We start from the raw sequence: 17,515 nt of genomic DNA, 5'->3' as shown, positions 1-17,515 counted from the left end.
CTTTGAATAGTAAGGTCACTGGCAGTGACGCAAACCAATGTCATCGGCCTGCGTCGCGGGTGCGTTGATATGGATCAAGCCATGTGCAATTGCACATATTCGTAGTCACCCGGTTTGTTGTCGATGCCGACCTTGGGGGCTGCGATCCAAGACGCGTATTTGCCCGGCTCGAAACACGGCACCATCAGAGACTGAATGAAATCACCATCCGCTTTGGTGGGCAACCATTCGGCACGGCGGCTTTCCCAGTCTTCGGCAGAGATTATGTTGCCATCGGGATCAACCGCCACTGTGGAGAACACCCCGATCTGACGGTGGAAACCTTCATGCGGCAGCTTGAATTCAAACTCGACGCCGGCCTTCGCAATCGCCTTGTTCCAGCGCCCGACACCACCCGACGCATCGCGGACGTAGTCATCGCGCAGTCGCATGTTGATCGCCGTCAACGCTGGAACATCCTCCGTCAGGATGACCCCCTCCTTGATAGACGTTACGGCATAGGTATCATTCTGAAGCTTGTGATCATCATCAATACGCTGCTCCATGTAGCGCCCCTTGATGCCAGAGTTGAACGCATTTGCCGCATTGGTGGAGACTTCCTGCCCGAACAAATCAAGGCTGAGCGTATAATGCAGATTGAGTTTTTTCTGGATCGTCGGCAGGTCGATTACCCCCAGATCTCGAATTTTGTTGATGTCATAGGGATCGCTGATCCCGTTTTTGTTCATCGCCTCGAGCGTGGCTTGAATGGTCCGCCCCACACCGGTTTCGCCCACGAACATATGGTGGGCCTCTTCGGTCAGCATGAAACGACACGTTCGGCTCAAGGGATCAAAACCTGATTGTGCTAGGCTTTCCAGCTGCATCTTGCCATCGCGGTCGGTGAAATAGGTGAACATGAAGAAGGACAACCAATCCGGCGTTTCCTCATTGAACGCGCCCAACATACGTGGGGCTTCCTCTGATCCAGAGGAGCGCACAAGAAGGTCGTTTGCCTCTTCTCGTCCGTCCCGTCCGAAGTATTTTTGCAAGAGATACACCATCGCCCAAAGGTGCCGCCCCTCTTCGACATTGACCTGAAAGAGGTTGCGCATGTCATAAAGCGACGGCGCTGTGAGACCCAGGAACCTTTGCTGTTCCACTGAGCCCGGCTCCGTATCACCCTGAATGACGATCAACCGTTTGAGCATATTGCGGTATTCGCCAGGCACCTCTTGCCATGCGGTTTCGCCCATATGCTCACCCATTGGGATTTTTCGGTCCTCGACAGCGGGAGCCAGTAAAACACCCCAGCGGTATTCCGGCATCTTGACGTAATCGAACTTTGCCCAACCTTTAGGGTCCACACTGACGGCAGTTCGCAGATAGACCATTGAGTCCTGAAAGTTTTTCGGGATCAGATCATTCCACCAGTTGATATAACCGGGGTGCCATTTTTCCAGCGCCTTCAGAACCTTTCTATCCGAGCTCAGCCCGACGTTGTTTGGAATTTGGCTATCATAGCTGACATCAATCAGATCGAGCATCTTGTTCTCCTGTCGGTTGGTGGCCTAAAGCCCAACTTGGCTACACGCGTTGCATGTCATAATCACCGCGAACGCCAGTGCCATAACGCTGCAGCGCGCCTTCGGGCCCCACGGCGTTGGGGCGCTGAAATATCCAGTTTTGCCACGCAGTCAGGCGGCCGAAAATACGGGTCTCCATTGTCTCGGGACCGGCAAACCGAAGATTGGCCTCCATCCCGGTCAAAGCATCCGGAGAAAAGCTGGCACGTTCTTCTACAAACAGCCGCACCTCATCTTCCCAATCGATGTCATCATAAGCATATGTCACCAATCCAAGCTCTTCACATGCCGCAGCGTCCAGCAGTTCGCCCTTGCGCGCCTTCAGGACATCTATCTGTTCGGGGGATCCCAAAAAGCGGGTTTGCAAGCGGCTCAATCCATTCCCCATCGGGAACGTGCCAAAATTCGCGCTGGTCAGAACCACATTCGCCATCGGGCGGTCATCATCCTCAAAGGCATCAAGCATCATGTAGCTGCGATCAACGGCCCACAGCAGTTCTGCCAGAACGCCAGCAAAACAAGATCCATGCTCAACGATTGCGACAAGACTCCGCGAGGTCATATCGACACGTTTCAACAGGCGTTTCCAGACACACAGAACTTCATTGGCGAGCCAGTGGTCTTTGTCGCCCAACACCAAAGCTTCATGCGCAACAACTTTTGCCGGATCGCCAGTTGTCTGAAATTCGATCAGGCCAAGTTCGCCTTCGTTTGTTCGCAAGTGTAGGATTGCATCATCCAGTTCCCGCGCACATCGCAACATCCATGCATCAGACCCTTGCGCTTCGAAAGCCGCCATATCAGTTGGCGGGTCTTCGCGCGGACCCTTGATCGTAATCACTGCACGCCGGGCCGATTTGTTCAGACTTACGGTCACGGTTGAATACTCTATGCCAGATGTCTCGAATCGACGCTCCAGCGGCGTCAAACGGATGCCCCCTGTCACATTGGGTTTTTCGGATTTTTCAGCAAGTTCCTGGGCTCTGGTGATAACGGCGTCGTCAAATTTGGAATTGGGGATGACTTCATCCACCAGTCCCCACTCCAACGCGCGCTTGCCCTTTACGCCCTCCTCGACGGAGCAAAAGACATCCGCCAAATCACGCCGCAATTTGCGTTTGTCTGTCACACGGGTCAACCCGCCGGTTCCTGGCAAAACCGCCAACAGCGGCACTTCCGGCAAAGCAACGGATGATGTGCTGTCATCGGTCAGCATGATGTGATTGCACGCCAGCGCCAATTCATAGCCGCCGCCCGCACAAGCACCCCTTACTGCACAGATGTAATTCTGTCCGCTGTCCGCCAAGGCGGCTTCAAAGGTATTGCGCGTTTCATTTGTGAACTTGCAAAAATTGACTTTATGGGAATGTGTCGCCCGGCCCAGCATACGAATGTTGGCCCCGGCGCAGAACACATTGTCCTTTCCCGACCTCAACACAACGACTTTGACCTCCGGGTGCTCAAATCGCATGCGTTGAACAATGTCGGACAGTTCAATGTCCACACCAAGGTCATATGAGTTCAGCTTGAGTTCATACCCCTCAAAGAGCCCGGCATTTTCGTCAACATCCATGAAAAGATTTGCGACCGCACCATCATATTCAACACGCCAATGCCGCATCGCATCGGGATCAACTTGAAAATCCACGACCCCGTCCACCTAGCATCCTCCAGAGTTCATGATCCAAACCACATTCAAAAATGTATTATAGTACGTATTGAGCTGCGTTTAACCTGCATAATTTGCGCTGCCTTATAGGATATTTGCATTAATTGGCATTATAATGCTCTTATTGCATCAGTGCGCGCAATTTCAGTGCGCCGTGCGACACAATCGATTCCAAGACCCAGCACGCCGTCGCGCGGATGACATCGGGCAAGATGCGCAACGACCATATCGCATAATCGAAGCGCCGCGCGCGGCTTATCCATAAGCAATTTCAACTTCGCGTTGGCCAATTGGATCAAGGCTTGCACCATTTCACGTTCCGGGCTTGGGTCCTCTGTACGCATCCAAACAGCCTCCAGGACTTCATGGCATTCCCAAAAATATCCGGCATCCAGATAGGCCAGACCGGCCTTGAATGCGGCCGTATCCTGTAAATCTGAGGGGCATATGTCGCGGGTAACGCTCGCCTTTATGTCCTCAAAAAAATTCTCCGGATGCCGGCTGTTTTTTCCCGGGATATACGCGAAAGGCGGAAATATCAGACCCTCAGGTGGATCAGGCCAGGGCAATCTTTTGGTGCTCCAAACGCATCAACCGCGCACAAAACTCTGCGATTGCATGTCGAGTTTCGGGTCCCCGTTCGAAATGCGGCGCATGTCCACAATGATCGAGGATTGATGTCTCGAGGGGGGAATAGATGCGGGCGTCGATCTCTTCAATTTGCGCCAGCGTGCCATAGGCGTCATCGCGACCCTGTATTGCCAAAACCGGTATGCGCAGATGATCAATCGCATCCGCCACGTTCCAATTCTCAAACTCCGGTGATGTCCAAACATCATACCAGCGATGGAAAACGCCATCAATATCATCGTGATAGCGTGCCAGTTTTGATTTCAGATCGCCTTTTCGATAGGCTTTTCCCGCCGACCGGATCGCGGCCAGACCTTGGGGTTCGGTGAAAAAATGTGGCGCGATCAACACCAACCCGCGCACCCGCATGTCGCTGACCGAACCGGCATAGATACAGGCAATCGTCGCCCCATCCGAATGACCCAAAAGGATGACTTCTTTCAAGCCGCTCGCATCCATGACTTTGCCCAGCGTGTTTTCGCCCTCAAGGGTCATGTAGTCGACTGGAAACGGCTGATCCGCCGCAGCAGAACGGCCATACCCACGACGGGAATAAACCAAAACACCGAGCCCGGTGACCTCAGACAGTTGTTTCGGCACATCGCGCCACATTTCGACGCATCCCAGCCCCTCATGCAGCATAACAATGGTCGCTGCCTCGCCGGGCGGCGGTCCAAAGCAGGCGTATTCCAGGTCGATACCTTCGATGGACAGCGTCTGGCCAGGCTCCGCACACCAGCGTATCATGCACCCTCTCCTCGCAGCCTAAACCGTTGTATCTTGCCGGTGGCCGTTTTCGGAAGCTCCTCCACGACTTCAATCCAACGCGGGTATTTCCACTTTCCGATCTGGTCTTTGACGTGTTCGATCAACATCGCCTCAAAGCGCTCTGGCGCAGTCCCATGCAGCACAACGAACGCCTTGGGTTTTTCGAGCCCCAGATCATCGCGCGCTGCTACAACCGCAGCTTCCAGAACGGCAGAATGGCTGACAAGCGCCTGTTCCACCTCGAAGGGCGACACCCAAATGCCGGAAACTTTGAACATGTCATCCGTACGACCACAGTACACATATCGCCCATCCGGTCGCCGTTCGTATTTGTCACCGGTCCGCGTCCAGACACCTTCAAAGGTCGCGCGTGATTTGTCGCGCTGGTTCCAATACCCCGATGCAGCAGAAGCGCCATCCACCAGCAACTCGCCAATTTCGTTGTCACCCACATCTGAACCTGCTTCATCCACGAGCCGTACATTGTAGCCGGGCACTGGCGTACCGGAGGTTCCATATTCAAGATCATCCGCACGATTGCTCAGGAAAATGTGCAGCATCTCGGTGGACCCGACCCCATCCAAAATATCCACGCCGGTATGCGCCTGCCAACGACGCCCCACATCCTCAGGCAACGCCTCCCCCGCCGAAATGCACATCCGGAGCGGCGCTTGCGGCGGACCGGTTCGATCTATTTCGGCCACCATGGCGGCAAATAGTGTGGGCACCCCGCAAAACACCGTTGGTTTTTCCGCATTCAAAGTGACGATCATATCCGGTGGTGTTGGCCGACCAGCGAAAATCACAGTGGTGGCACCCACGGCCAATGGGAAAGTCATTGCATTCCCAAGACCGTAGGCAAAGAAGAACTTTGCCGCCGAAAACACCGTATCGTCTTCTTTGAGGCACAATACATTTGCGCCATAGGTATCGGCTGTGGCCTTCAGACTGGAATGAACATGCTGCACACCCTTGGGTTGCCCGGTTGACCCCGACGAATAGAGCCAAAAGGCCGTTTCATCCGGCGATACCGCGACAGTCGGCAATGGGTGTGCGCCAGATATGAAAGCTTCGAGGTTTTGCGTACCCTCAACGGCTTCATCGCCAATAACAACCACCTCCCGCAAATAGGGGTTGGCCGCCAAAATGGGCTCTACGGCTGCAAAAAGCGGGGCAGAGACAAACAAGATCACTGCGCGGCTATCCCGCAGGATCGCATCATAAATAGGGGTCGCCAAGAGCGTATTGATCGGGACCGGCACCACGCCGCATTTGAGCGCGCCAAAAAACAAGTGTGGAAACTCGATCGTATCCAGCACCAACATCGCCGCGCGTTCTTCAGGACGCACATCGGCCCGCTGCAAAGCCCCTGCAACGATCCCAGCACCCTCGGCGAGTTGCTGATACGTCAAACTGCGGCCCGTGCCAGCTTCACGGTATGCGACTTTCCTTGCGCGCCCCTCGGACAGATGACGATCCACAAAATAGCTTGCCGCATTGTCATGAATACTACTCACTGCTCTCTCCCACATACCTCAGCGTGAGTGTGACCTTTTCGGAGGCGGCGGGCAAGATGCTGCAAATCTGTGCTTAGGCCGGTTTGCTACGGAAGCCAGTTGGCAACCTCAGGAGGGTAGTAAAAACAACGTTATCGCCGGGAACATTACCAGAATGATCACTCGGACGATGTCCGACCCCACAAAAAACATGACCGCCTTATAGGTTTCGGTCATAGGGGTTTCGCGGTCCATGGCGTTGATGATGAACAGGTTCATGCCGACCGGCGGTGTGATCAGTCCAACCTCCACGACAATAAGGACGAGAATGCCGAACCAGATCGCCACATGCTCTGGTGACATGCCAAAATCCATGGCCGAGATGACCGGGAAGAAGATCGGCACCGTCAGCAGGATCATCGACAAGCTGTCCATCAGGCACCCGAAGATCAAATAGAACACAAGGATGATCGACAGCACAAACCACGGGCTGAAGCCTTGGGTGAGCACCCAGTCGGCCATGAACTGTGGCACGCCGGACAGAGCGAGAAAGCTATTGTAAAACCCGGCCCCCAGCACAATGAAAAAGATCATGGCCGTGGTGCGCGCCGTGCCAAACAAGCTGTCGCGGAAGACCGTCCAATTCAGGCTTCCCGACAAAAGAGCCACGAGTCCGGTGCCCGCCGCCCCGATGGCTGAACCTTCTGTTGGAGTGAACCACCCAAGGTAGATGCCACCGACCACAAGGCCAAAAATCATCAAGACGGGCCATGTTTTACCAAGTGCCGCCCAACGTTCTGACATTGGTTGGGGCGCGCGGGTCCCGGCGGATTTCGGGTAGAGGCGCACGTAAAGTGAAATGGTCAACATGTAACCGAGCGCAGCAAGGATGCCTGGGATGAAGGCCGCCAGAAACAGTTTTGCAATATTTTGTTCGGTCAGAATCGCATAGATCACCAGGATGACGGAGGGCGGGATCAGAATGCCCAAGGTGCCGCCCGCCGCCAGCGTCGCCGTAGAGAACCCGCCGGAGTACCCGTAGCGACGCAGTTCCGGCAGCGCCACTTTCGACATGGTGGCCGCCGTCGCCAGTGATGAGCCACAAATCGCGCCAAACCCGGCGCAGGCTCCGACGGACGCCATAGCGACACCGCCCCGACGATGCCCCAGAAAGCTCTCGGCCGCTTTGAACAAGGCCGTGGACATGCCCGAGAGCGTCGCGAATTGCCCCATTAGCAAGAACATCGGAATTATTGACAGCGAATAGCTGGAGAATTGCGAATAGGTCTCTGACTTCAGTTTGTTCAGCAGGACATTGGGGTTACCCCCCATGGCGAAATACCATCCGGCAAAGCCACACAAAAGCATGGCAAGGCCAATCGGCGCGCGCATGAAGACCATAATCAACAAGATCGGGAAGGACCAGAATCCTAATTCGAGGTTACTCACATTCAGACCCTTACGCCGTTGGCAACAAAACACGCCCCGAAAGGCTTTCACCAACGCGCATCGCTGCGCAGTACACAGCAACGATGCATGTCACGACCGAGGCTGCAAAGCTGGCCGAATAGGCCCACCACACCGGAAATTGCAGGAAAAACGTCGTTTCCCCGTTACCGATGTAGCGTTGCATCCCCTCATACAGGCGCCAACTGATCAGGATCAGCACAGCGGCCAAAACAATCTCCCAGAAGGCGACAATGGCCCGGTTCAACCGTCCCGGCAGTTTGGATGTGAAAATATCCACCGTGGCATGGGCACCGTACAGTTGGCAGATTGGAAAAAACGAAAAGATTGCGAAAGCGACGCCTGCCTCAAGCAATTCATAGCTACCGTTTACTTCTCCGATGCCAAGATCCAGCAGCGTTTGAGAAAATTCCGCAAACCAACGCTCTGCGTTGTCAGAATGCAGCATTTTGTTCAGCGTCCGCCCGATGATTGACACCGTTGTCAAAAGGATAATGCCGACCAGTACCAGTCCGCCGATCATCGCCGTTACATGGGCCAGTCGTTTTATCGCTCGGTGCATTCGATGCATTCCGTTTCAGGTATAAAAAAAGCCCGAAGCAAGGGGTGCTTGCACCGGGCTTTCTTGGTTTCTGGGCGCCTATTCAGTGTATTTGTCGATCAACATACGGGCCTCGTCAATCAAAGCCTGACCGTCAATGCCCTTGTCATTCATTTCTGTCACCCATTCCGCATAGATCGGTTCGGCAACCGCGCGCCATTCGGCTGTTTCTTCAGCGTTCAACGTCACGATGTTGTTGCCGCGTTCTACGGCCGCGGCGCGGGCAGGACCATCACTGTCTGCCTGTGTGCCGCCCGCGAAAACCGAGAACTCCAGACCGGAGTTATCGTCGATCACCTTTTGCAAATCGGCAGGCAGGCTTTCATAGCGATCCTTGTTCATGGCCAGAACGAAAGTCAGCACATACAGCGCATTACCTGTAAACTCAGTGTGGTTGCCAACAAGCTCCGGAATTTTAAGCGCGGCTGTGACTTCCCACGGGATTGTCGTGCCATCTATCACCCCTTTGGACAGACCTTCAGGCACGGCGGGAACGGGCATGCCGACCGGCGTGGCACCTACTTTTTCCAACAGCGCATTGGCCAGGCGCGACCCGCCACGGATTTTCAGACCTTCCATATCGGAGGGTGCCCGAACTTCCTTATTGGCGTGAATAAGCCCCGGACCATGCACCCATGTGCCCAGGATGTGTACATCCTTGAATTCCGTATCCTTCATGTGCGTTTCGAACATTTCCCAATAGGCGCGCGATGCGGCCCGGGCGTTCGTCATCATGAATGGCAACTCAAATACTTCGGTCGACGGAAAACGCCCCGGTGTATAGCCAACCACCGTCCAAACGATATCAGCAACGCCGTCAATCGCCTGATCCATCAGTTCCGGTGGTTTACCACCAAGCTGCATTGACGGGTAACGCTCCACCTTGATGCGCCCACCGCTGTCTTCTTCAACGCTGTCCGCCCAAACGTCCAACACCAGCTTTGGCACATTCGCCTGCGGCGGCAGGAACTGATGCATGCGCAGCGTGACATCCTGCGCCATAGCAGAGGTTGCGCCAAATCCGCATACCAATGCCGCGCTTGCGGCTGTGTTCAAAAATGATTTCCGTGAGATTTTCATATTGTTCCTCCCATAAATCCTCGTCCGGCTTTGCGTTTTGCGGCCGTTGACTCGTCTTCCCTGACAAATTGCTATTGCAGATGCGGCGGGATGTCACCTGTGTTTGTAACTATCATCGGTGTGTGGATGGGGTCGCCTTTGGTAATCCGTCTGTGCTTTCGGAGAGCAGTGTCAAACTGGACCGGGCTCTGACGCATGGGCATATTGCATCTGCTATTCGTCTATCCCAGTGGCCCCGGACCAGACGCGGAAGAACCCGACGTGTTCAGCGAATTGAATTAGGCCACCCAGACGCATTCCTTCACGCCCAGCCCTTGCTTGCCCGTCATACGAGTCTGATTGGAGATGTGGTGGCGTTACCTGGACTTGAACCAGGGACCTAACGATTATGAGTCGTTCGCTCTAACCAACTGAGCTATAACGCCGTCGGAGCGTGGGTTATGCCAGCCCCGCTGTGCCGTCAAGCCAGAAAGCGCGATTAAAGCGTGCGCACCGCGTCAATCATGCGCTGCACATTGTCCGGGTCCGCATCCGGTGTGATGCCGTGGCCCAGATTGAAAATATGCGGGCCGTTTGAAAAGGCTTTCACAATCGCGCGGGTCTCATCCACCAATGCCTGGCCCCCGGTGACCATATGGCTGCTGGCAAGGTTTCCCTGCACACAGCCATCAACCTGTACATTGGCCGCAGCCCAATCGGCGCTTATGGAGTTATCCAACGCAACGCAATCAACACCTGTTGCTTTAGCAAAACCGATGTAATTGTCACCCGCCTCGCGCGGGAAACCAATGATTGGGATATGCGGATAGCGGTCCTTCAAGGCTGCGGTAATTTCCCGTGTAGGTTCCAGCGCGTATTTCTGAAATGCCTCTCCCTTGAGAGATCCGGCCCAGCTGTCAAAAATCTTGACGACCTCTGCACCAGCTTCAATCTGTGCAGCCATATAGTCGATGGTCCCGGCGGTAATCCGTGCCAGCAAAGCCTCGAAGAGTGCGTTATTTTCTTCGCGCAGCGCATGCGCCGGACCCTGATCGGGCGTGCCACGCCCGGCGATCATATAAGTGGCCACGGTCCATGGTGCCCCGGCAAATCCGATCAAAGTGGTTTCAGAGGGCAATTCACGGCGCAAAATACGAACGGTTTCATAAATCGGGTTCAGTGTTTCGTGAATGTCGGATACCGGACCGAGCTTGTCAAAATCCGCTTGGGTCTGGATCGTGGACAACCGGGGGCCCTCGCCTGTCACAAACCAAAGGTCCGCGCCCAGAGCCTGCGGCAAGAGCAAAATATCCGCAAACAGGATTGCCGCATCAAAGCCGTATCGACGGATCGGCTGCAGTGTCACTTCGGCCGCGAGTTCCGGATTGTAACACAGCGACAGAAAATCCCCGGCCTGTGCGCGCGTCGCCTTGTATTCGGGTAAATAACGTCCCGCCTGGCGCATCATCCAGATCGGTGGGGTTGCTTGTGTCTCGCCGGCAAGGGCGCGCAGGATCGTTTTTGTCGGGGCCATGGGTGTCCTCATATTTTCGTATCCCGTTGGTCAAGCGCGGGAAGGCGGTTGTCAAGACACAGACGGGTTGTCAGGATAAATTGACGCGCATAAAGATAGGCGCATGACAGTAACGCTCCCCACTCCCGACTCCCCGCTGAATATCGGCACCCGAGGTTCCCCGCTAGCGCTTGCGCAGGCCTATGAAACCCGCAAAAGACTCTCAGAAGCCTTTGATATTGAAGAGGATTGCTTTAAAATAGTGATCATCAAAGTCACCGGGGATGCCATTCAGGATCGCCCCCTCAAAGAGATCGGCGGCAAGGGGCTTTTTACCCGTGAAATCGAAGAGGATTTGCTGTCAGGGAAAATTGACATTGCCGTGCATTCCATGAAGGACATGCCGACTTTGCAGCCGGATGGGTTGATCCTTGATACCTATCTGCCCCGCGAGGATGTGCGCGATGCGTTTGTGTCACCAACCTTAACGGGTATCAAGAACCTGGCGCAGGGTGCCGTTGTTGGCACCTCCAGTTTGCGGCGCAAAGCGCAATTGCTGAACCGCAGGCCGGATCTTGAGGTCGTCGAGTTTCGCGGTAATGTGCAGACGCGATTGAAGAAGCTGAGTGAGGGTGTCGCAGAATGCACCTTTCTTGCAGCTGCAGGTCTAAACCGCTTGGGAATGCACGATGTGCCCGCCAGGCCGATTGATCCGGATGAAATGTTGCCTGCCGTCGCGCAGGGGGCGATTGGTATTGAGCGCCGTATCTCGGACGACAATACCGCCGAAATGCTTATGGCGATTCATCACGTTGAAACAGGGCAGCGCTTGGCCGCAGAACGTAATTTTTTGCTGACATTGGACGGGTCCTGTGAAACGCCCATCGCTGGTCTGGCTGAGCTTGACGGCGACACCCTGACCCTGCGCGGCGAAGTGCTGCGCCCGGATGGATCCCAAGCCATTAGCGGCATGCGCAGAGGCACCATCGCCGACGGCACCGCGATGGGTAAGGACCTCGCCGACGAGTTGCTGTCGCGCGCCGGATCGGGGTTCTTTGACTGGCATACCGGGTGACCGCGAAATCGAGCTAGTCCAGTACGGTGCCTTACTGACCCCGCTCAGATCCACTTTGCGAGGGGTGGTAGGCTCATCAGCACGGCATTGGCATCATGCCCTGTCTCGAGGCCGAATTTAGTGCCCCGGTCATAAACCAGATTGTATTCAGCATAGAGCCCGCGGTGCACAAGTTGTGCATCCTTGTCCGCATCTGACCAATCCCGCACACGACGTTTTTGGACAAGAGGCAGATAGGCGGGCAGAAAAGCCCGACCAATATCCTGCGTTAGTTTGAAATCCGCCTGCCAATCGCCGGTACAGTGGTCATCCATGAAAATTCCACCCACACCGCGGGCACGATTGCGATGTGGGATAAAGAAATACTCATCCGCCCAATCTTTCAAACGGGGATAAAAATCAGCGCCATGCGGGTCGAGGTGTTGTTTTTGCGTCGCGTGAAAATGCGCCGTGTCTTCAGCGTATTCGATACAGGGATTCAAATCGGACCCGCCACCGAACCACCACGCATGCGGGGTCCAAAACATACGTGTGTTCATGTGAACCGCAGGGGCATGTGGGTTTTGCATGTGGGCCACAAGGCTGATGCCAGATGCCCAGAATCGCGGGTCGTCTTTCATCCCGGGGATACCTTTGCGCGCGGCCATCGCCATTTGCGCGCGCTCACCAAGTGTTCCGTAAACGGTCGATACGTTGACGCCAACTTTTTCGAAAACACGCCCGCCTCGCATGACGCTCATAAGCCCGCCGCCAGCATCAGAACCATCATCGCTGCTGCGCTGTGTCTCAGACACCTCAAACGCGCCCGGTGCGGCCTCAGAAAGCGGCCCTGTGGCGTGATCCTGCTCCAACCCTTCAAAGGCAGTCACGATCTCATCACGCAAGGTGCGAAACCACGCAGATGCTTTCGTCTTTTCGGTCTCAAAACTATCAGTCATGCATCATCCATTGTGTCACGTTGCCTTGACACAATGTCTAGACCGGAAACCACCGTGACGGAAAGACCGAATTCTTAATGCGCAGGTGCCGCGACAACGTCCAGCAGGCTGCGCCCCCCATCCACCGTGATGATTTCACCCGTCATGAACCCGGCGCTGTCCGCCGCCAGAAACTGCACTGAATCCGCAATTTCGGTTGGCCCGGCGATGCGACCAAGCGGCGTGTGGGTCCGAATATCTTCGCGCCACTCGCTGTTTTCTACGACCGAGGATTGCAACGAAGCGCTCATCACAGATCCGAATGCCACAGCGTTCACACGGATGCGCTCGGGCGCCAGAGCCAGCGCCAAAGAACGGGTCATCTGATCCAAAGCAGCGGTTGCAATGGAGTATCCCATCAACTCCGGGCGCGTGTGTTTTGATACAATCGAGCTGAGATTTATGATCGACCCGAGCTGACCTTCAGCTTGATCAGCGCCTTGTTTTATCATGCGTTTTGCCACTTGCTGAGAGAGATGAAGCGATGTCATTAGATTTTGTTCCAACAACACTGCCACTGAAGTGTCTTCGACATTCAAGGCCTCCGTCGGCATGACCTGGCGCGATGCATTGACCAAGATGTCAACGCGCTCGAATGCATCGATCGTTGCAGACACCAGATTCGCAATTGTCAGCCGTTGCCGAAGGTCTCCTGCAAAGTAACGCAGGTTGCTGTCTTCGCTTTGATCACCCCATTCCTCGGAGAGCTTCTTTTCATCCATATCCGCGCACATCACATTAGCGCCGCGATCCGCAAATTGACGCGCGATGGCAAGGCCGATACCGTTTGCAGCCCCTGTGACAATCGCAGTCTTGCCGTTTATTGAAAATGACATCGCATCCCCCCTTGGCCCAGATCCATCTTAGGCATACTCAGGCCCGTTTGCGAAGCGGTCGACTGGCGTGAAAGAGTTTGAATCTCCGATCCGCACCGATCTCTGCCACTTTTGCGAAGAGTTTCGTCAACGTCGCCTCATAGGGCAGATGGCGATTGGCAACCATCCACAATTGCCCCTGGGCGTGTAACATTTGCGATGCGGCGCGCACGAAGTTCTGACCCAGTTTCGGATCCGCGACCCGTGACGTGTGAAACGGCGGGTTCATTATGACAGCGTCCAGTTTTGCCTCAGGCCGCCATGTGGTGGCATCTGCCCAGTGAAACCGAGCACGCGCGTCCGTTACATTGCGGCGCGCGCATTCCAGAGCCATATGTCCCGCTTCGATCAGATGCACCTCTTCAATATCGGAGCGGGTGAGCAAGTGCGCTGACAAAAAACCCCACCCGGCGCCCACATCTGCAATCCTTTGGCCCAGTTTTTCAGGCAATGCGTCCACCAGGAGCGCAGAGGCCGGATCCACTGCATCCGCAGAGAAAACACCGGGACCTGTCCAGAAACCGCCCTCCGTCAAAACAGGCCCGGCCACCCAATCATCAAAAACCTCAGAGGGGATCGCGTTGATCCAGAACATTTTGCCATGTGCTTTGGAAATCGGGCCGCCAATGCTGCAGCGCTTGCGCATGTCGCGCAGAATACTGTCGACGCCTTCGGTTTTCAAACCGTCGATCACAATTGGTCCGTCCACATAGTGCAGCGCCGACGCAATGATGGCACGGGCTTCAACTTTGGCACGCGGCAAGGCGATGACCGCAGCGCCGTAGCGTCCCTCAGGCGCTACAGAACACGCATACCCACGCGTCAGCCAGGCGTCGTGATCAGGTTTGAAACCTTGGATTACCTGCGCGCGGTTTTTGGGAATTCCATTCAGCGCGGAGGAAATGGCAGGTTGGAATACTGCAATGCGCCCTTCATCCGGCCACGTCAAACCACCCCCTTCAAGGGCCAACGACAGGCGGGCGTCGATCACGCGATTATTCTTCTTTTTCCATGGTACATTGCAGCGGATGCTGATGGCGACGTGCAAAGTCCATCACCTGTGCGACTTTTGTTTCTGCGATCTCATGACTGAACACGCCCACAACAGCCACACCCTTTTTGTGCACGGTTAACATGATTTCAAAGGCCTGCGCGTGATTGAGGCCAAAAAACCGTTCCAGTACGTGTACGACAAACTCCATCGGCGTGAAGTCGTCATTGAGCAACAGGACCTTGTAAAGCGGCGGTCGCTTTGTCTTGGGTTTGGTCGCCGTCAGAATAGAGGTGTCACCCTCATCGTCTGGTCGGTCTGCCATCATGAACATGTCGCGGTGCATTTCTGCTCCTGATCTGCTTATCGGTCGTGGTGAGTCGCTAGACGCTCTATATAAACTGTCTGAAGGTTTAGAAAAGGGGGCGCGCAGAATGGCAACCAAGCTCACAACGATTGGTTTTGATGCGGATGATACGCTGTGGCACAACGAACGTTTTTTTCAGATGACGCAAGCACATTTTGCTGAGCTTCTCGCGGAATTTGCCGAGCCTGCGAATCTGATGGATCGGTTGTTGCAGGCCGAAAAAAGGAACCTTGGACACTATGGTTATGGTGTGAAGGGTTTTACCCTTTCTATGATCGAAACTGCAATTGAGGTCACCGACGGCCGGGTTGGGGCCTCCGTAATTGCTGAAATACTGGATGCCGGGCGCGATATGTTGCAACACCCGGTGGACTTGTTGCCGCATGCGCAACAGGCCGTGGAACTGGCGCGTCAGACACATTCGATTGTCCTGATCACAAAGGGCGATTTACTCGATCAAGAACGAAAATTGGCACAATCCGGCCTTGGAGATCTGTTTCACGGTGTAGAAATCGTTTCTGATAAAACGCCACAAACCTACGCCGACATCTTTGCGCGCCATGGAAAGGGCGCTGAAACAGGGCTGATGATTGGTAATTCGATGCGTTCAGATGTGCTCCCAATGATTGATGCTGGTGGATGGGGCGTATTTGTGCCGCACGCGCAGGAATGGGAACTGGAAAAAGCCACGCCGCCCAAAACAAACGATCGATTTCGTACTTTGCCCAATCTGAGCGGGTTGTCCAAGCTGATCGCCAAAATTGAAACCAGTTGATCCCGCTTGCGCAGTGACGCGAAATTGTCACAGTTCTGCCACGATAGCACTTTTGGGTGACCGGTTGGCGATGGCCCCAATATATGGTTCGCGCTTCACCAAAAGTTAACGCAAATACCTTAAATCAAAGGCTTTATTGAAACGCAGAACTGTGTTAGCCTCTCCACATAAAACAGTCAGTCGAATAAATCGGCGACATGAGGCAGAAAAAAGGCAGGTTATCATGAAGGCTCGGCGCCCAATGCCGGCCCGTTACGGGCTATTTTTACTTGCAGCTTTATGGTTGTTGGTTGTTCTTCCGCTCAGTACGGCGGCGGCACCATATGCGGCCTATGTGATGGATGCCCGATCGGGTAAGGTGCTGCATTCCAGAAACGCAGACACACGCTTGCACCCTGCGTCCTTGACCAAAATGATGACTCTTTACATTGCTTTTCAGGCGGTGGAACGCGGGGAGATATCGCTCGACACAAAAGTGAAAATCTCGCGCCACGCCGCTTCGGAACCGCCATCGAAACTGGGTTTGAAATCGGGCCAGCGTATTGCGTTTCGTTACCTGATCCGCGCCGCCGCGGTGAAATCTGCCAATGATGCTGCCACCGCCATTGGCGAAGCACTGGAGGGGTCAGAGGCCGCCTTTGCACGCCGTATGACAAGAACCGCCAAAGCACTGGGTATGAGCCGAACGACTTTTAAGAACGCGCATGGGCTGACGGAATCTGGCCATATGTCAACAGCGCGCGATATGTCCATCCTTGGGCGGCATGTGCTCTATGACTACCCTGAATATTACAACCTGTTTTCGCGCCGCTCGACGCATGCGGGGGTGCGTGAAGTGGCAAACACCAATCGTCGTCTTCTTGGTGCGTACAGGGGCGCTGATGGCATCAAAACCGGATACACCCGAGCAGCAGGATTTAACCTAGTCGCCTCCGCAGAGCGTGGCAACGAGCGCATCATTGCCACCGTATTTGGCGGCACATCAACCCGGGCGCGCAATGCACGTGTAGCCGAACTCCTGGATATGGGATTTAAACGCGCACCAGCACGCGTCGCTTTGCAAAAGCCAAAAAAACCTGCCTATACGCCCGGTGGGCGCGCAACCACCCTCGCGAGCAGCCCGCCCCGCAAAAGTTTGCGCCCGCGTGTCAGGCCGGTCGCTGATGTGGGCAGCGTTCTGGCCTCTTTAGGTGAAGAAATCAAAGAGGCGTCAGAGGCAGACACTGTATCACAGGCCAGCACGAGCGGCGTTCTGTCCTCAGATATCAACAGCGCCTTGATCGAAGCGCAAACTACGCCCGTAGCAACGCCTCAACCTGCAGCCTCCACTTCCGGGATAGACGCATCAACAATCCGCCCCGTTTTACGCCCAGCCGATCTGATTTCGTCTGTCTCAGAGGAGCCGGCATTGCAAAACGAGGTTGTGACACGTCTGTCGACCTCCGGAGGACATCAATGGGGTGTAAATGTTGGCCGTTTTCCCAGCCGTTACAAAGCAGAGCGAGCATTAGTGACCACAGCACTGGCTGAAATGACCACACTGGAAGGCACGCTGCGCAAAGTTGTGAAAAAACCGTCGGGCTTTGATGCCAATTTCCTTGGTATGACGCGCGACAGCGCGGATTTGGCGTGCCGACGTCTTGCTGCTCGAAACATCAACTGCCTGATGGTTGGCCCTTCTTGAATA

16 protein-coding genes and 1 tRNA gene are annotated in these 17,515 nt (G+C 54.9%); 3 read left to right on the top strand and 14 right to left on the bottom strand.

The annotated features are described in order from the left end of the window. Positions 1–74: 74 nt before the first annotated feature. The 10 genes from boxB to hemE form a co-directional block, all read right to left on the bottom strand. Positions 75–1,526, bottom strand: a complete 1,452-nt coding sequence (boxB, locus tag R8G34_16715) for a benzoyl-CoA 2,3-epoxidase subunit BoxB (protein MDW3224496.1) — start codon at positions 1,524–1,526, stop codon at positions 75–77. A 40-nt stretch (positions 1,527–1,566) separates the two neighbouring features. Then, positions 1,567–3,213: a 2,3-epoxybenzoyl-CoA dihydrolase gene (gene boxC, locus R8G34_16710; protein ID MDW3224495.1), complete on the bottom strand. Its 1,647-nt coding sequence runs from the start codon at positions 3,211–3,213 to the stop codon at positions 1,567–1,569. Between the two features lie 131 nt (positions 3,214–3,344). Next, positions 3,345–3,803, bottom strand: coding sequence for a DUF309 domain-containing protein (locus R8G34_16705; GenBank protein MDW3224494.1), 459 nt, complete (start codon positions 3,801–3,803; stop codon positions 3,345–3,347). Next, a complete protein-coding gene (locus tag R8G34_16700) occupies positions 3,790–4,611 on the bottom strand; it encodes an alpha/beta hydrolase (GenBank protein ID MDW3224493.1) in 822 nt (273 codons plus the stop codon). Before R8G34_16700 ends, R8G34_16705 begins: the two co-directional genes overlap by 14 nt. Beyond that, positions 4,608–6,149, bottom strand: a complete 1,542-nt coding sequence (locus R8G34_16695; GenBank protein MDW3224492.1) for a benzoate-CoA ligase family protein — start codon at positions 6,147–6,149, stop codon at positions 4,608–4,610. The genes R8G34_16700 and R8G34_16695 overlap by 4 nt, the downstream gene beginning before the upstream one ends. A 108-nt stretch (positions 6,150–6,257) precedes the next feature. Continuing rightward, a complete protein-coding gene (locus tag R8G34_16690) occupies positions 6,258–7,577 on the bottom strand; it encodes a TRAP transporter large permease (protein MDW3224491.1) in 1,320 nt (439 codons plus the stop codon). Positions 7,578–7,587: 10 nt separating this feature from the next. Further along, on the bottom strand, positions 7,588–8,157 hold the full coding sequence (locus R8G34_16685; protein MDW3224490.1) for a TRAP transporter small permease: 570 nt from the start codon (positions 8,155–8,157) through the stop codon (positions 7,588–7,590). Positions 8,158–8,235: 78 nt separating this feature from the next. Continuing rightward, the gene (locus R8G34_16680) at positions 8,236–9,276 is read right to left on the bottom strand and encodes a TRAP transporter substrate-binding protein (GenBank protein MDW3224489.1); all 1,041 of its coding nucleotides are present in this window, start codon (positions 9,274–9,276) and stop codon (positions 8,236–8,238) included. 348 nt (positions 9,277–9,624) lie between these two features. Continuing rightward, positions 9,625–9,701 (bottom strand) — tRNA-Met (locus R8G34_16675). Between the two features lie 53 nt (positions 9,702–9,754). After that, a complete protein-coding gene (gene hemE / locus R8G34_16670) occupies positions 9,755–10,789 on the bottom strand; it encodes a uroporphyrinogen decarboxylase (GenBank protein ID MDW3224488.1) in 1,035 nt (344 codons plus the stop codon). 103 nt (positions 10,790–10,892) lie between these two features. On the opposite strand from hemE, the gene hemC reads away from it, so the two are divergent. Next, positions 10,893–11,843 carry a hydroxymethylbilane synthase gene (gene hemC / locus R8G34_16665; GenBank protein MDW3224487.1) on the top strand — a complete coding sequence of 317 codons (951 nt, stop codon included), beginning with the start codon at positions 10,893–10,895 and terminating at the stop codon, positions 11,841–11,843. Between the two features lie 44 nt (positions 11,844–11,887). Here the strand turns inward: hemC and hemF are convergent, their stop codons facing one another. The 4 genes from hemF to clpS all read right to left on the bottom strand — a co-directional run bounded on the left by hemF (position 11,888) and on the right by clpS (position 15,032). Then, a complete protein-coding gene (hemF, locus tag R8G34_16660; protein MDW3224486.1) occupies positions 11,888–12,781 on the bottom strand; it encodes an oxygen-dependent coproporphyrinogen oxidase in 894 nt (297 codons plus the stop codon). 74 nt (positions 12,782–12,855) lie between these two features. After that, a complete protein-coding gene (locus R8G34_16655; protein ID MDW3224485.1) occupies positions 12,856–13,656 on the bottom strand; it encodes an SDR family oxidoreductase in 801 nt (266 codons plus the stop codon). Positions 13,657–13,693: 37 nt separating this feature from the next. Then, on the bottom strand, positions 13,694–14,686 hold the full coding sequence (locus R8G34_16650; protein ID MDW3224484.1) for a class I SAM-dependent methyltransferase: 993 nt from the start codon (positions 14,684–14,686) through the stop codon (positions 13,694–13,696). 4 nt (positions 14,687–14,690) lie between these two features. Further along, on the bottom strand, positions 14,691–15,032 hold the full coding sequence (clpS, locus tag R8G34_16645) for an ATP-dependent Clp protease adapter ClpS (GenBank protein ID MDW3224483.1): 342 nt from the start codon (positions 15,030–15,032) through the stop codon (positions 14,691–14,693). An 88-nt stretch (positions 15,033–15,120) separates the two neighbouring features. Here clpS and R8G34_16640 point away from each other — a divergent pair, with 88 nt between their 5' ends. Both R8G34_16640 and R8G34_16635 read left to right on the top strand, forming a co-directional pair. Beyond that, on the top strand, positions 15,121–15,828 hold the full coding sequence (locus R8G34_16640) for an HAD family hydrolase (protein ID MDW3224482.1): 708 nt from the start codon (positions 15,121–15,123) through the stop codon (positions 15,826–15,828). A 223-nt stretch (positions 15,829–16,051) separates the two neighbouring features. Further along, positions 16,052–17,512, top strand: coding sequence for a D-alanyl-D-alanine carboxypeptidase family protein (locus R8G34_16635; protein ID MDW3224481.1), 1,461 nt, complete (start codon positions 16,052–16,054; stop codon positions 17,510–17,512). Positions 17,513–17,515: the final 3 nt, after the last annotated feature.

It is taken from the genome of Paracoccaceae bacterium (genome assembly GCA_033344815.1).
Classification (GTDB): Bacteria; Pseudomonadota; Alphaproteobacteria; order Rhodobacterales; family Rhodobacteraceae; genus Roseobacter.
Note: the sequence above shows the minus strand (reverse complement) of the source record. Positions and strands in the feature narration are given on the sequence as shown.